The sequence below is a fragment of the Microvirga sp. genome (genome assembly GCF_014699075.1).
GTDB lineage: Bacteria > Pseudomonadota > Alphaproteobacteria > Rhizobiales > Beijerinckiaceae > Microvirga.
Window position 1 is genome coordinate 315,747 of the sequence record NZ_JACXAB010000003.1, and the last position, 14,435, is coordinate 330,181.

Below are 14,435 nucleotides of genomic sequence, written 5' to 3' on the forward strand. Positions count from 1 at the left end.
TGTCTAAGCCCCCCTGGCTTCGATGCCGGGTAATGCCCGGACCAGATCGCGGAAATGGTTTCCGCGCACTTCGTAATTGGCAAATTGGTCGTAGGACGCGCAGGCAGGCGACAGCAGCACGACGGCATGAGCGCCAAGCGCCTGTGCGTCCGATGCCGCCTGCTCCACAGCCTTGTCGAGGGTGCCGCAATGAACGTGCGGCACATCCGAGCCGAGCGTCTTCGCAAATTCATCCGCAGCAGCACCGATGAGGTAGGCCTTGCGGATCTTTGGGAAGTAGGCCTTCAGCGGCTCGATGCCGCCTTCCTTCGCCTTGCCCCCGAGAATCCAGAAGATGTCATCGAAGGATTTCAGCGCCTTCTCGGTGGAATCCGCATTGGTCGCCTTGGAGTCGTTGATGAAGAGAGCGTCACGGATACGACCAACCTCTTCCATGCGATGCGGAAGGCCGGGGAAGGTGTGGAGCCCTGAGCGGATTTTTTCCGGGGACACGTTCAACGCCAGGGCAATGGCAACCGCTGCAGCGGCGTTCTGCGCATTATGCGCGCCGCGCAGTGAACCGATGCCCGACAGATTGGCGACCGCGGCTGTATCGGACTCCGTCACCGCAACGAGAGTATCTTCATCTGCGAATATGCCCTTCACGCCCAACGGCTCCACTGAAACGCGGGCGACATTCACGCCCTTGGCCTCGCAGCGCTCAGCGATCGCACGGCTCATCGGATCGTCGACCCCGATGACGGCGAGACCCGCCTTCGCCACCAGCCGCTCCTTGATCGCCGCATAGAGCTCCATCGTCCCGTGCCGGTCGATGTGGTCGGGCGAGAGGTTGAGATGGACGCCGACGGTGGGCGCGAGCGACGGTGCGAGGTCGATCTGGAACGACGAGCACTCGATCACATGAATGCGGTTGTCAGCGGGCGGCGCGAGCGACAGGATCGCCGTGCCGATATTGCCGCCCATCTGCACGTCGCGGCCCGCCTCGCGCAGGATATGGGCGATGAGCGCCGTGGTGGTGGACTTGCCGTTGGTGCCGGTGATCGCCACGAAGGGCGCGTTCGGCGCAATCTTCGCGCGCTCGCGGCAGAACAGCTCGATATCGCCGATGATCTCGACGCCGGCCTCACGCGCCAGCTTCGCCGACCAGTGCGGCTCGGGATGGGTGAGCGGCACGCCGGGCGAGAGGATGAAGGACGAGACCTGTGACCAGTCGATCTGGCGCAGGTCGGCAGTCTCGATGCCTTTTGCACCGGCTTCCGCCATCTTCGCCGGATTGTCGTCGCAGGCGATCACCCGCGCGCCGCCCTCCTTCAAGGCAAGCACTGTGGCCAGCCCCGAGCCGCCGAGGCCGAAGAGCGCAACCGTTTTGCCTGCGAAGGAGGTGACGGGTGTCATGCGTCTTACCGGAGCTTGAGGGTGGCGAGGCCGGTGAGCGCCAGCACCACGGCGATGATCCAGAAGCGGATCACCACCTGCGGCTCGGTCCAGCCCAGCTGCTCGAAGTGATGGTGGATCGGCGCCATCTTGAAGACGCGCTTGCCGGTGAGCTTGAACGACGTGACCTGGATGATCACGGACAGGATCTCCAGCACGAACAGGCCGCCCACGATGGCGAGCACGATCTCGTGCTTGGCCGCCACCGCGATGGCGCCGAGCATGCCGCCGAGGGCGAGCGAGCCCGTATCGCCCATGAAGATCTGCGCCGGCGGCGCATTGAACCAGAGGAAGCCGAGGCCCGCGCCGATCAGCGCGCCGCAGAGCACCGCGAGTTCGCCGGTGCCGGGCACGAAGTGGATCTGCAGGTAGTTGGAGAACACCGCGTTACCGGACAGGTAGGCGATGAAGCCGAAGGTGCCTGCCGCGATCATCACCGGCACGATGGCGAGCCCGTCGAGGCCATCGGTGATGTTCACTGCGTTGCCGGCGCCGACGATCACGAAACCGGCGAAGATCACATAGAACCAGCCGAGATTGATGATGAGGTCCTTCGAGAAGGGCAGCGCCAGCTTGTTCGCCAGTCCTGGCGTCGCCATGTAGGAGATCGCCAGGCAGGCCACGACGGCGATGATCGCCTCGATGGTGAGACGCGAGCGTCCGGAGAAGCCCTTGTGCGACTGCTTCGTGACCTTCAGGTAATCGTCGTAGAAGCCTATGGCGCCGAAGCCCACGGTGACGAACAGCACGACCCAGACATAGTGGTTCTCGAGATTCGCCCAGAGCAGGGTCGAGACCAGCACGCCCGCAAGGATCATCAGGCCGCCCATGGTGGGCGTGCCGCGCTTCGTCAAAAGATGCGATTGCGGCCCGTCCTCGCGGATCGGCTGCCCCTTGCCCTGACGCACGCGCAGGAGCGAGATGATCGCGGGTCCGAACAGGAACACGAACAGCATGCCGGTCGCCGTCGCGCCCCCGGTGCGGAACGTGATGTAGCGGAAGATGTTGAGGGGGCTGAAATAGGGGCTGAGCTCAGCCAACCAGGTTAACATCGATCATCCTTTCAGCGCGTGGGCCGTTGCGCTCGCGCCGTAACGTTCTTTCAAGGCTTTGACAACCAGAGCCATTTTCATGCTGAGCGAGCCCTTGACGGTGACCGCATCGCCGGGGCGAACCGCCGCGCAAACCGCGTCGACCAGATCGGCGGAGCTTTGCGCGTGAGCGGCCACGAGCGATTTCGGCAGCGCATCCACGAGGTTCTGCATCAGGGCGCCGGCGGCAAAGACCTGGTCGATCCCATTCGCATGAACCGCCTCCGCCAGTTCCGCGTGAAGCCGCGGCCCTGTCTCGCCCAATTCCTTCATGTCGCCCAGCACGGCAATCCGCCGCGCCCCGCGCTCAAGCTCGACTGCGCCAAGATTGGCGAGCGCAGCGCGCATGGAGGCCGGATTGGCGTTGTAGCTCTCGTCGATCAGCAGGGCTTCGCCCTCGCCGACGCTAAGCATGGTGCGTTCGCCGCGCCCGACCGGGGGTTTCAGTTCGGCGAAAGAGAGCGCCACCAGGGCGATGTCCGCGCCGAGCGCATGGGAGGCTGCGAGCACGCTCAGGGAGTTGAGGGTGTGGTGGCGGCCTGCCGTGCCGATCCTATAGGTCAGGGGCTTGCCGAAGATCGTCGCGTCGACCACGGAGTGATCGGGCTTCACGATGATGCGGTTCGCGCGGATATCCGCCGCTTCGTGTTCGCCGAAGGTGATGACGCGGCCGGCCGCGGAGGCATAGGCATGGGCGCGCATGCGCTCGAAATAGGGGTTGTCGCGGTTGATCACCGCCGTGCCGCCGGACTCCAAGCCTGAAAAGATCTCGCCCTTGGCGTCGGCGATGCCCCAGAGCGACGGGAAGAACTCGATATGAACGGGCTCGACCGTGGTGATCACCGCCACATGCGGACGAACCATGCCGGCGAGCGGCAGGATCTCGTGGGCATGGTTCATGCCGATCTCGAACACGCCGAATTCGGTCTCGCGCGGCATGCGGGCGAGCGTGAGCGGCACGCCCCAGTGGTTGTTGTAGGAGGCAACCGATGCGTGGGTCGCGCCCTGACGGGAGAGCGCAGCACGCATGGCCTCCTTCGTGCCGGTCTTGCCGACCGAGCCCGTGACCGCGACAATCCTGGCATTGGTGCGGGCGCGGGCCGCGCGGCCGAGCTGGCGCATGGCATCGAGCACGTCGGGCACCACGATCAGCCTGTCGGAGCCTGCGAATTCAGGAGCCTTTTCCTCGGACACGATTGCAGTCGAGGCGCCCTTCTCCAGGGCTGCCGTCACGAAATCGTGGCCGTCATGCACGTCACCCTTGATGGCAAAGTACAGATCGCCGGGCTCGAGCGTGCGCGTGTCGATGGATGCACCCGTCGCCTGCACGAAGCCGCTGCCGATGCGCGCGCCGGTGGCGGCTGCAATCTCGTCTCTCGTCCAAAGGGGTGAATTCATCCCTGCCTCGCTGCAATAGCCGCCCGAACCTCGTCATGATCCGAGAACGGCAGGGTCCGGTCGCCGATGATTTGGCCCGTTTCATGGCCTTTTCCGGCCACGACCAGAATATCGCCCCGGCGAAGCTCGCCCACGGCGGTGCGAATGGCTTGAGCGCGGTCGCCGATCTCCCTGGCGCGGGGCGCGCCCTTCATGACCTCGGCCCGGATGGTAGCCGGATCCTCGGAGCGAGGATTATCGTCTGTGACGATCACCACATCCGCCTTGTCGTTGGCAATGCGCCCCATGAGCGGGCGCTTTCCCTGATCCCGGTCGCCACCGCAGCCGACGATGCAGAACAGCTTTCCCGTCACGAAGGGACGCAGGGCATCGAGCACATGCGCGAGCGCATCGGGCTTGTGGGCATAATCGACGATGCAGATGGCGCCGTCCACCTCGCCCACCTGCTCCAGGCGGCCGCGCACGCCTTTCAATCCTTTGAACCCTTCGAACACCTCGGCCGCCCTGCCCTCGCCTTCCACGGCCAGCACGAGGCCTGCGGCGACGAGCGCGTTCTCGACCTGGAAGGCACCGAGAAGAGGAAGCGTTGTCTGGAACGTTTTCCCAAAGGCTTCGATGGTCAGGGCCTGCGTGAAGCCCTCCGTGCGTGCCTCGACGAGACGGATAGTCTCGCCCATGCTGCCGGTTGTGATGACTTCGAGCCCACGATTGCGAACGCCATGCAGGAACACGTCGGCATAAGGGCCGTCCGCATTGATGATGGCGGGCGCATCCTGCGGCAGAAGCGTATCGAAGAGGCGAAGCTTTGCCGCCGCATAGGCCTCGGTCGTGGCGTGATAATCGAGATGGTCGCGGCCGAGATTGGTGAAGCCTGCTGCCTGCAAACGCACCCCGTCGAGGCGGCGCTGGTCGATGCCGTGCGAGGAGGCCTCCATGGCAAGGCGCGTGACGCCGTCATTGGCCAAGCGGTCGAAGCTCTCGTGGAGGGAGATCGGATCGGGCGTCGTGAGCGAGCCATACGCTGCGCCGTCGGACGTAATAATGCCAAGCGTGCCGACGCTGGCGGATCTATAGCCCAGATGCGCGAAGAGCTGGCGGATGAAATCGGCCACAGAGCTCTTGCCGCTCGTGCCCGTGACGGCGACAACCTTCTCGGGCTGCTTCGGATAAAACCTTGCCGCTGCAAGAGCGAGCGTCCGGCGCACGTCCTTCACCTGGATGTAGGCAATGGTGTTTGGCAGATCCGACGGGCGCTCAGCCTCGCCGACGATGGCGACCGCGCCTGCAGCCGCTGCCTGCGGGACGAAGCTCATGCCGTCCACCTTGGTGCCGGGCACGGCAAAGAACAGGGTGCCGGGCTCCACCTTGCGGCTGTCGGACGCGATCTTGGAGATGGAAAGGGACGCCTGAGCGTCGCCTGCCGCGAGATCGAGAAGATCGCCTAGATTCACGGACCTTGCGTTCATCGGTTGCTGCCCCAGGCGCCGAGGCGCGACATGAGCGGGAAAGGCTGCGCCGGCGGCTCGAAGCGCGGCGGCACGCCAAGCAGCGGCGCGATGCGCTCGATGATGTTGCCCGTCACGGGAGCCGCGTTCCAGCCTGCGGTCGAGAAGCCATAGGTGCCTTCCACCGCCTGCGGTTCGTCCATGATGGTGAGGAAAACGTATTTCGGCTTGTCGGACGGCACCACGGCCGTGAAGGTGGTGAAGTTCTTGTTCTTGGCGTAGCGGCCGTTGATCACCTTCTCGGCGGTGCCGGTCTTGCCGCCGACGAAGAAGCCCGCGATCGAGGCATTTCCGGCCGAGCCTTCCGGAGTCGAAGCGTTGAGGCGCATCACATAGCGCATGGCCTCGCTGGTCTCGGGCTTGAGCACCTGCAAGGCGTTCTGGCGCGCCTCATCCTGCGTGCGCTTCAGGAAAGTCGGCTTGATCATGACGCCGCCGTTCACCAGCGCGCCCACGGCGGAGAGCGCCTGCAGCGGCGCGACCGCAAGGCCGTGGCCGAAGGCAATGGTCATCGTGTTGAGTTCGCCCCAGCGCGGCGGGACGATCGGCAGGGCGCTTTCCGGCAGCTCCGTCTCGAGACGGGTCAGCTGGCCCATCTTGCGCAAGAAGGCCTTGTGGCCCTCGACGCCGATGCCGAGCGCCATGCGGGCGGTGCCGATGTTCGACGAGTGCACGAACACTTCCGGCGTGGAGAGAACGCGCCGGGTCGGATGATAGTCGCCGATGGTGAACTTGCCGTAGCGCAGGCCGGAGCGTGCGTCGAAGGTCGAGTTGATGTTGTACTTGCCGGAGTCGAGCGCCATCGCGACGGTGAGCGCCTTGAAGGTCGAGCCCATCTCGAACACGCCGACATTGATGCGGTTGATGCGATCCTTGTCGAGCGCGTCGACCGGATTGTTGGGATCGTAGTCGGGCAGCGACACGAGGGCGATGATCTCGCCGGTGTTCACGTCCAGGATCGCGCCGGCCGTGGCCTTGGCCTTGAACTTCGCCATGCCCTTCGCAAGCTCGTCGCGCAACGCATGCTGCACGCGCAGATCGAGGGAGAGCTGGATCGGTTTCAGGTCGGCGGCCGAGATATTGAAGCCTGCGCCGTTGAGGTCCTGCAGGCCCATGCTGTCGATGTATTTCTCGATGCCGGCGATGCCCACATTATCCACGTTGGCAAAGCCGAGCACGTGAGCGGCGGCCTCGGCATTGGGATAGACCCGCTTGTTCTCAGGCAGGAAGCCGATGCCGGGGATGCCCAGGCGGTGCACCTCCGCCTGCTGGCGCGGCGTGATCTCGCGCTTGACCCAGACGAAGCCCTTCTTGGTGCCGAGCTTGTTGCGCAGGTCCGTGGCGTCGAGATCCGGCAGCACGGCGGTCAGCAGCTCGACCGCCTCGTCCTTGTCGACGATGTTGCGCGGCTCGGCGAACACCGACACCATCTTCACATCGGTGGCGAGAATCTCCCCGTTGCGGTCGACGATGTCCGGACGCGCAGCGGAGATTTCGGACGACATCACGCGACGCACTTCGCTGGTGGTCTCGCTGGTCACCGCGAGATGAACGAGGCGCCCGCCAATCAGGCTGAACAGGCCAACGAAACATACGGCCGCGAGGCCGACACGCGACGTGCTCTTGTCATGGCGCAGGCGAAACAGCTCGCGGGCGTGACCGAGCACGCCGCGCTTTTGATGGGTGGGCTGACCCTGCCATTCGGTTTGGGGCTCTTGCGACACGAGGCTCACCGTTTCGGAGTTTGAGTCGTCGGAGTGCGGGCGGCCGAATTCCTGTCCTTCGGCGTCGATGTCGGCTCAAGCAACCCGAGCGCTTCGAGCTTGCGGCCGATCTCGTCCTCGCGGGACGGCCGGTTCGGAAGGTCGGACAGACGCGCGAGCTGCTGGATCTTCAGCGCCTGTAGATCGAGGTGCTTGTCGGCGGCCTCCTGGAGGCGGTCCGGACGGTCGAGATACTGCCACTCGGCCTGCAGAACCGCGATAGCCTCGCGCTCACGGCTGACCTGCGACTTCAGCTTCGCCACCTGCTCCACATAGTAGAGGGTCTCGTACTTGACCGAATAGGCATAGCCCGCCGATGCGATGAGGGCGGAGATCGCGATGATATGGAGCAGTCGGATCACCGGCGCCCTCCCTTTTTCTCGGCTGTCTGCGGCAGTTCGGCCAGCATGGTGATGGCGCTCAGGGGTTCCTGCGGCGGCGTATCGGTGCGGGCACCTGCGCGCAGCTTCGCTGAGCGCGCCCGCGGATTGCGCGCCATCTCCTGCTCGCTCGGAGCAATGGGCCCGCGGGTGATCGCATCGAAAGTCGCTTCAGGGGCCGTTGCGGTCGGCAGATGGCGCGAGCCGGTGGGTGCGCGCCCGGTGCGAACGCTGAAGAACTGCTTCACGATGCGGTCTTCAAGCGAGTGGAACGTCACGACCACGAGACGTCCGCCCGGCTTGAGAATGCGCTCAGCCGCATGCAAGGCGCGCACCAGCTCACCGAGCTCGTCGTTCACCGCGATGCGCAGCCCCTGGAACACGCGTGTGGCGGGGTGAATGCCGCCGGGCTCCTGCCGAATCAGGGAGGCTACCAGATCGGCCAACTGCCGCGTGGTCTCGAAAGGCTGGCGGCGCCGCGCTTCGATCACCGCGCGCGCAACGGCGCGGGCGCGCCGCTCCTCTCCGTAATGATAGAAGATGTCGGCGAGTTCGGCCTCGGACGCCTCATTGATGAAATCCGCCGCGCTCGGGCCCGACTGCTCCATGCGCATGTCGAGCGGGCCTTCGTTGCGGAACGAGAAGCCGCGCTCGGCCTGATCGAGCTGCATGGACGACACGCCGATGTCGAGCACGACGCCGTCGACGCTGTCGAACCCCTGCGCGCGTGCAATCTCGTCGAGATCGCCGAAGCGGCCCGGCACGAGCATCAGACGTTTCTTGAATTTGGCGCTTAGCGCCTCACCGCCGGCAATCGCATCGGGATCGCGGTCGATGGCGATCACCTTGTTCTGCGGATGGGCATCGAGAATGGCGCGCGTGTAGCCGCCTGCGCCGAACGTGCCATCGATGAAAACGCCACCGCGATTTGCATCGAGCGCTGTGCCAACCTCCGCCAGGAGAACAGGAACGTGACGGGACGGTCCGCCAGCGGCTCCGGCTCCTGGGCCGTCGCCGCGTCCCATCATCGTTCCCGCACTCCTGGTGAGGTGTTCTGCACTAGCCTTGGCTCCAAAACTCGATTGCCCAATGCTTTCTTCAGGTCTCTGACCTTCGTGCGCGCCTCCTCCAAGTGCGCACGGAAGCGCTCGGGCTCCCAAATCTGGAACTTGTGACCAAGTCCGACGAACGTCACCGTATCGCCGATCCCGGCATGCACTTTTACTGTGTCCGTCAGGATGACACGCCCCTCCGGATCGACCTTCAGAATCTCGCTGGTCCCGAACAATGCCGTCGACAGCTGATCCCGTTCGTCCGAATAGGGCGACAGCGTCGACAAGAACGCATCGATCTCGTTCAGAAGCACGTTGCCGCCTGCGTCCAGCGCCGGCGCATCGAGCGCCGGATGTACGTAGAGCCCCTCGAATCCATCCCGGGCCAACACGGCCCTGAAGGATGCGGGGATCGAGACGCGACCCTTCGAATCCAACTTGTTGGTGAAATTGGACACGAAGCGGTTCATTGGCCGCAGCTCGCACGCTCCTGATTGTCAGCCCCCAGGCGGATCTTGTGGATCCGCCACCCGTTCTCGGTGGTGACGCGACTTTCAGAAGCAGAACGCCAGCATTTCTTGTGTGCTTGACGCCCTCTTCGGAAGACACCGTCGACGGGATGGTTTGGGATAACATGGGATAATATGGTCGTCAACGGAACGGAGGTGGAGCGCAGGCCTCATGGCATGCGTTCCCCATGAGACGCATTTACGGTTAATGAATCGTAAGCGGAGCAAAGGTTTGCTCCGCTTTCTTGCAGATTGTGGCCTGTGGATAGATGGGGTCAGCCGGCCTGTAAGCCGGGTTCTGTAGGGCCCAAAGTCTAAGACTTCGGACGTGGCGACCATTCCTCTGGGACGATCATTGCTGAACGCCTCAAGCAACCAACCCGGACGACCAGCCTGGAAGCGGGCCTGGCGCGAGCGCCTGTCGTCCCTATTCGGTTTTGCTCCTGGTGGGGTTTACCATGCCGTCCGCATTGCTGCGTCCGCGGTGCGCTCTTACCGCACCCTTTCACCCTGACCTCGGGGTCCGGAGACCTTGCGAGGCGGTCTGCTTTCTGTGGCACTTTCCCTAGGGTTGCCCCCGCCGGACGTTATCCGGCACCTTGCTTCCATGGAGCCCGGACTTTCCTCCCCGAGCGAACTCGAAGCGGCCGCCCGGCCGGCTGACGGACGGGATGTGGTGCCAAAAGGGTCCTGCCGTCAAGGGCGAAGAGCCGAGCATCGGATTGATCCCAAAAGTGCACATCCACTTTTGGGCCTGATGCTCTAATCGGCAGCCGCCGTGATCACCTTGACCTTGGCGCAATAGGCCCGCGATGCGGCCGTCATGGTCTGGGTTCGGTGGCCGAACTGGTAGCGCAGGATCGTGCCGCATGTGTCGCCGCCCGCAAGCTTATAGGCAGTGGCCAGGTATTTGAGGCCATAGCGGAGATTTGTTTCCGCAGCGAAAAGCCCGGCGGCATCGCCCTTGTAGCCCAGCGACTGCGCCGTGCGGACATTGATCTGGGTGAGGCCCACGTTCGGACCGTTGCGGGCGCCGGCATTGTAGCGGCTCTCGATCCGGATCACGGCATCGGCCAATTCATAGGGCAGCCCGTTCTCGGAGGCATAGCGGGCAATGAGAGGCTTGAGCGCGCCGGCACGCGCAGCATCGGACAGGCGAGCCTTCGACCCGGCGCCGACCAGCGGCACAGGAAGGGACGCGGTCTGCTGATCCGCCGCTTCGGGGGCAACCGTCAGTTTTGCAATCTTCTCGGGTTGCGCTTCGTTCGCCTTGCCCGCCTGAGGCTTGGCAGCCTTGGAGGCAGCCGCTTCCTTCGACTTCTTCTTGGCTGCAGCCTTGGCGTCCGGCTCGGGCGCCTCCGCGGCAGAAGCTGCGGCAGCCTCCTCGTCGGCGAAGGCAGCGGCTTCAGCCGCCGCAGCGCCGAGGAACTGCTCGGCCTGGTCGGGAGAGATGGGAGCGCTCTCGCCTCCGCTCGCCCGGGCCTGCGATGCCACCACGAGGGCGGCTGCGCCCAAACCTGCAATTGCCAGCGTTCTGAGGAAGTGTTGCCAAGTCAAACCGAAACTCCAGCTGGCGGTAACCATGAGGGGGCGCTGGGTGACGGCGAAATGAGGCGAAGATGTGGCGCCTCACGGCACAATTTTGTTCAGAATAGGTTCAAGCTTGACCGTATTGTCTTCGTGAGGCTTGGGCCCTACAACCCAATTCTAGCCTTGAAGCGGCTCTGAATCCCGCCCTCTCCTGCGCATTGGAGGAACTCTTTCTCCGCCCAGGAGTTGGCGACAGCGTAAGGTCAAGCTAACTACCGCCGGGCCGATGGCCCGCTCAACAACAGGGAAGCCTCCATGAAGAAGATCATGACAGCCATTGCCGCCGGTGCCCTCACCCTCTCGATGGCAGCCTGCAATACTCCTGGTGAGCGTGCAGTCGGCGGCGCCGCAATCGGCGGCCTCGCTGGTGCGGCGATCGGTGGCGCAGCGACCGGCTCGGCAGGCGGCGCTCTGGCCGGTGCGGCCATCGGTGGCGCTGGCGGCGCAATCGTGGGTGCCTCGACGGCTCCGCGCGGCCCGGCCTGCCCCTACGGCACCTACCAGGACGTCTACGGCAACGTGTACTGCCGCTAATTCCTCTCACGAGCGAATTTCAGGGGCCGAGGCGTTCTCGGCCCCTTTTCTTTTGCCTGCACTTGGGCGTACGACTTTAAATAAGATGATTCAGTCGATTTGGGGTAAGCTCGGCGGTGCCGGCATCGGGCTCGCATTCGGCGGGCCGATTGGCGCTCTCCTGGGCGGCGTTGCCGGCCATGTTCTCGTTGATCGCGAAGGCGCTTTGTTCGGAAAGCCGCCGCGCGACGTCATGTTCACCATGGGGCTCGTGGCACTCGCCGCCAAAATGGCGAAGGCGGACGGCGTGGTGGTCGACGTGGAGGTCCGGGCTTTCGAGCAGATCGTCGAGGTACCGGACAGCGAGCATGAACGCGTCGAGCGCCTGTTCAACCTCGCCATGCAGACCTCGGACGGGTTCGAGGCCTACGCCCGCCAGATCCACGAAGAGTTCAGCGAAGAGCCTGCGCTTCTGGAGGACGTGCTCGACGGCCTGTTCCACATCGCCAAGGCGGATGAAGCCGTTCACGAGGCAGAATATGCCTACCTCAAGGACGTGGCGACGATCTTCGCCCTCTCGGACAAGGATTTCGAGCGCATCGCCGCGCGCCACGTGAAGCGCAAGGACGATCCCTATCTCATCCTCAATGCCGACCGGAGCATGAGCGACGAGGAACTCAAGCGGCATTACCGCAAGCTCGTCGCCGACAATCACCCGGACCGGGAGATCGCCCGCGGCCTGCCACCGGAAGCCGTGAAGATAGCCACAGAGCGCGTGGCCACCATCAACGCGGCCTGGGAGCGGATCGCCGCCGAGCGGAACATCCGGTGACCGCATGAGCGCGCTGACACCGGAAAGCCCCGTCGCCGCCAAGGTGTTTCCGTCCCCCAATCACGGGGAGCGCAAGGACGGCCGGCGCCCCAGCATGCTCATCCTTCACTACACGGGCATGCCCGACGAGGGCGAAGCGCTGCAATGGCTGTGCAATCCGGTCTCGCAGGTCTCCGCCCATTATTTCGTGTTCGGGGACGGGCGTGTGCTGCAAATGGTGCCGGAATCGCGCCGGGCCTGGCATGCGGGCCTCTCCTCCTGGGACGGGGAGACCGACATCAATTCCAGCTCCATCGGCATCGAGATCGCCAATCCCGGCCACCCCGGCGGCCTGCCGCCCTTCCCCGCAGGTCAGATCGAGAGCGTGGCGGCGCTGGCGAAGGACATCGTCACCCGCTGGCGCATCCCGGCCACGCGCGTGCTCGCCCATTCGGATGTGGCGCCCGGCCGCAAGGTCGATCCCGGCGAGCTCTTTCCCTGGAAGACCCTGCACGAGGCGGGCGTCGGCCACTGGGTCTCGCCGGCGGCAACCAGCGATGGTCGCTTCTTCTCGCGCGGCGACCAGGGGATGCCCATCGAGGCGCTTCAGGCCATGCTCGTGATGTACGGCTACGGCCTGAAGATCAACGGCGTCTTCGATGAGGATACGGAAAAGGTCGTCGCCGCCTTCCAGCGCCATTTCCGACCCGAGCGCGTCGACGGCGTCGCGGATGCCTCGACGATCATGACCCTGCGCAACCTGATCGCAGCCCGGCCGCAAGCCGCCGCATGACAAAGAGTTAACTCGCAACGCTATAGGAAATCGGCCACAATCGCCCCGCATGAAGGATCATGTCTTGCTGAGGGTTGTCGGGTGCGTCGCGTCTGGTTGTGGCTGATCGTCATTGTTCTGGTGGCAGGAGGCGCCGGCTTCATCCTGTGGAAGCCCACGGGCGGCAACGCCTCGGATCAAGCCTATCGCCTCGGCACGGTCGATCGCGGGCCGATCACCGCGAGCGTGCGCGCCACGGGGACGCTCAACCCTGTCACCACAGTCCTCGTCGGCTCCCAGCTCTCCGGCCAAGTGGTCGAGATCCTCGCCGACTACAACACACCCGTGAAGGAAGGCCAGGTGGTCGCCCGCCTTTATGGAGAGCAGATCAAGTCGCGCCGGGATGCAGCGCTGGCGGATCTCGCTCAGGCGAGGGCTGACCTCGACACCAGGCGCGCCCAGATCGACAAGGCCCGCTCCGCACTTCAACGCGCCGAAGCACAGGCCGCCGACCTTCGGGCGCAGCGTGATCGGACTCAGGCCCAGTTGGAGGAAGCCCGACGCGGCAGCGAGCGGCAGACGGAACTCAACGCGCGCGCGGTGGGAACGCAAACCGCTCTCGAGCAGGCCCGCACCCAGGTCGACATTCAAACGGCGAACCTGGCCTCGGCCGACGCGCAGATTGCGTCCAATCAGGCGGAGACGGCAGGGCTCAGAGCCGATCTTGCACTGGCGGAAGCGAACGTGAAATCCGCCGAGGCGATCATCCTGCAGCGGCAGGCGAAGCTCAGGGACATCGAAATCGATCTCGGCCGCACGGAGATCAAATCGCCGGTCGAAGGTGTAGTGATCAAGCGCGACATCGAGCTCGGCCAGACGGTCGCCGCCTCGCTCTCCGCTCCAACCCTCTTCACCATCGCGCAGGACCTGAGCGAGATCGACATCTATGCCAATATTGACGAAGCGGATGTCGGCCGTCTCAAGGAGGGACAGAAGGTCTCCTTCACGGTCAACGCCTTTCCGAACCGCACCTTCGACGGCAGGGTGCGCATGGTGCGTCTTGCCGCGCAGACGGTGCAGAACGTGGTCACCTACACGGCGGTCATCAGCGTGCGCAACCAGGACCAGGCCCTGCTGCCCGGCATGACGGCGAACCTCCAGATCATCACCGACGAGCGCGAGGACGTGCTGCGCATTCCGAATGCCGCCTTGCGCTTCCGGCCCGCCGTCGCGATGGCAACGGCCGAGGCAGGAGACGGTACGCCGGACGCTCAGCCGAGAGGGCGGCCCCGTCAGCCGGATGAGCAGGCTGGCGACGGAAGCGGCACGGCGACGGCTGGCCAAGCGCCGCGGCGGCGGCCCCGTGGCGAACAGGCCAGATCCATGCAGGACGAGGGCACCAGAGCGCGTATCTATCGCGTCGGACCCGACGGCAATCCGCAGCCCCTGCCCGTGCGGCTCGGCGTGACGGATGGAGCCTATACGGAGATCCTTCGCGGCGACCTGCAGGAAGGCGCTGCCATCATCATCGGTGCGCCGCGTGCCGACGCGGCGGACGAGACGAACGGCGCTCCCAACCGCCGCCCGCGCCCGCCGCGGATGTTCTAGGAGGGCGCC

Annotated in this window: 13 protein-coding genes and 1 other RNA gene; 4 read left to right on the forward strand and 10 right to left on the reverse strand. The window is 64.8% G+C overall.

The window, feature by feature from the left end; translation table 11 throughout:
- Positions 1 to 3: 3 nt before the first annotated feature.
- The 10 genes from murD to IC232_RS07055 form a co-directional block, all read right to left on the reverse strand.
- Positions 4 to 1,395 (reverse strand): UDP-N-acetylmuramoyl-L-alanine--D-glutamate ligase, encoded by a 1,392-nt coding sequence (murD, locus tag IC232_RS07010; RefSeq protein WP_190844210.1) that lies wholly within the window; start codon positions 1,393 to 1,395, stop codon positions 4 to 6.
- A 5-nt stretch (positions 1,396 to 1,400) separates the two neighbouring features.
- The gene (mraY, locus tag IC232_RS07015) at positions 1,401 to 2,486 is read right to left on the reverse strand and encodes a phospho-N-acetylmuramoyl-pentapeptide-transferase (protein ID WP_190844211.1); all 1,086 of its coding nucleotides are present in this window, start codon (positions 2,484 to 2,486) and stop codon (positions 1,401 to 1,403) included.
- A gap of 3 nt (positions 2,487 to 2,489) precedes the next feature.
- On the reverse strand, positions 2,490 to 3,923 hold the full coding sequence (locus IC232_RS07020; RefSeq protein WP_190844212.1) for a UDP-N-acetylmuramoylalanyl-D-glutamyl-2,6-diaminopimelate--D-alanyl-D-alanine ligase: 1,434 nt from the start codon (positions 3,921 to 3,923) through the stop codon (positions 2,490 to 2,492).
- Positions 3,920 to 5,389 (reverse strand): UDP-N-acetylmuramoyl-L-alanyl-D-glutamate--2,6-diaminopimelate ligase, encoded by a 1,470-nt coding sequence (locus tag IC232_RS07025; RefSeq protein ID WP_190844213.1) that lies wholly within the window; start codon positions 5,387 to 5,389, stop codon positions 3,920 to 3,922. Before IC232_RS07025 ends, IC232_RS07020 begins: the two co-directional genes overlap by 4 nt.
- The gene (locus tag IC232_RS07030) at positions 5,386 to 7,152 is read right to left on the reverse strand and encodes a peptidoglycan D,D-transpeptidase FtsI family protein (RefSeq protein ID WP_409564874.1); all 1,767 of its coding nucleotides are present in this window, start codon (positions 7,150 to 7,152) and stop codon (positions 5,386 to 5,388) included. The genes IC232_RS07025 and IC232_RS07030 overlap by 4 nt, the downstream gene beginning before the upstream one ends.
- Positions 7,153 to 7,157: 5 nt before the next feature.
- On the reverse strand, positions 7,158 to 7,553 hold the full coding sequence (locus IC232_RS07035) for a hypothetical protein (protein ID WP_190844215.1): 396 nt from the start codon (positions 7,551 to 7,553) through the stop codon (positions 7,158 to 7,160).
- On the reverse strand, positions 7,550 to 8,599 hold the full coding sequence (gene rsmH, locus IC232_RS07040) for a 16S rRNA (cytosine(1402)-N(4))-methyltransferase RsmH (RefSeq protein WP_190844216.1): 1,050 nt from the start codon (positions 8,597 to 8,599) through the stop codon (positions 7,550 to 7,552). The genes IC232_RS07035 and rsmH overlap by 4 nt, the downstream gene beginning before the upstream one ends.
- Positions 8,596 to 9,093: a division/cell wall cluster transcriptional repressor MraZ gene (gene mraZ, locus IC232_RS07045; RefSeq protein ID WP_190844217.1), complete on the reverse strand. Its 498-nt coding sequence runs from the start codon at positions 9,091 to 9,093 to the stop codon at positions 8,596 to 8,598. Before mraZ ends, rsmH begins: the two co-directional genes overlap by 4 nt.
- A 310-nt stretch (positions 9,094 to 9,403) precedes the next feature.
- An RNA gene (rnpB, locus tag IC232_RS07050) (RNase P RNA component class A) lies at positions 9,404 to 9,795 on the reverse strand.
- Between the two features lie 99 nt (positions 9,796 to 9,894).
- Complete coding sequence (locus IC232_RS07055; RefSeq protein ID WP_190844218.1) at positions 9,895 to 10,689, reverse strand: lytic transglycosylase domain-containing protein; 795 nt, start codon at positions 10,687 to 10,689, stop codon at positions 9,895 to 9,897.
- A gap of 288 nt (positions 10,690 to 10,977) precedes the next feature.
- On the opposite strand from IC232_RS07055, the gene IC232_RS07060 reads away from it, so the two are divergent.
- The 4 genes from IC232_RS07060 (at position 10,978) to IC232_RS07075 (ending at position 14,426) form a co-directional block, all read left to right on the forward strand.
- Entirely contained in the window at positions 10,978 to 11,256 is a 279-nt protein-coding gene (locus IC232_RS07060; protein ID WP_190844219.1) for a hypothetical protein, read from the forward strand.
- A gap of 85 nt (positions 11,257 to 11,341) precedes the next feature.
- Positions 11,342 to 12,067 carry a TerB family tellurite resistance protein gene (locus tag IC232_RS07065; RefSeq protein ID WP_190844220.1) on the forward strand — a complete coding sequence of 242 codons (726 nt, stop codon included), beginning with the start codon at positions 11,342 to 11,344 and terminating at the stop codon, positions 12,065 to 12,067.
- Between the two features lie 4 nt (positions 12,068 to 12,071).
- Positions 12,072 to 12,839, forward strand: a complete 768-nt coding sequence (locus tag IC232_RS07070) for an N-acetylmuramoyl-L-alanine amidase (protein ID WP_190844221.1) — start codon at positions 12,072 to 12,074, stop codon at positions 12,837 to 12,839.
- 81 nt (positions 12,840 to 12,920) lie between these two features.
- A complete protein-coding gene (locus IC232_RS07075; RefSeq protein ID WP_190844222.1) occupies positions 12,921 to 14,426 on the forward strand; it encodes an efflux RND transporter periplasmic adaptor subunit in 1,506 nt (501 codons plus the stop codon).
- The last annotated feature ends 9 nt before the right edge of the window (positions 14,427 to 14,435 follow it).

Excerpts from the sequence above, each read along its gene's own strand:
- mraZ (WP_190844217.1), bottom strand. The coding sequence starts at position 9,093 with ATGAACCGCTTCGTGTCCAATTTCACCAACAAGTTGGATTCGAAGGGT.
- IC232_RS07020 (WP_190844212.1), bottom strand. The coding sequence starts at position 3,923 with ATGAATTCACCCCTTTGGACGAGAGACGAGATTGCAGCCGCCACCGGC.
- rsmH (WP_190844216.1), bottom strand. The coding sequence starts at position 8,599 with ATGATGGGACGCGGCGACGGCCCAGGAGCCGGAGCCGCTGGCGGACCG.
- IC232_RS07025 (WP_190844213.1), bottom strand. The coding sequence starts at position 5,389 with ATGAACGCAAGGTCCGTGAATCTAGGCGATCTTCTCGATCTCGCGGCA.
- IC232_RS07065 (WP_190844220.1), top strand. The coding sequence starts at position 11,342 with ATGATTCAGTCGATTTGGGGTAAGCTCGGCGGTGCCGGCATCGGGCTC.
- murD (WP_190844210.1), bottom strand. The coding sequence starts at position 1,395 with ATGACACCCGTCACCTCCTTCGCAGGCAAAACGGTTGCGCTCTTCGGC.
- IC232_RS07070 (WP_190844221.1), top strand. The coding sequence starts at position 12,072 with ATGAGCGCGCTGACACCGGAAAGCCCCGTCGCCGCCAAGGTGTTTCCG.
- mraY (WP_190844211.1), bottom strand. The coding sequence starts at position 2,486 with ATGTTAACCTGGTTGGCTGAGCTCAGCCCCTATTTCAGCCCCCTCAAC.
- IC232_RS07060 (WP_190844219.1), top strand. The coding sequence starts at position 10,978 with ATGAAGAAGATCATGACAGCCATTGCCGCCGGTGCCCTCACCCTCTCG.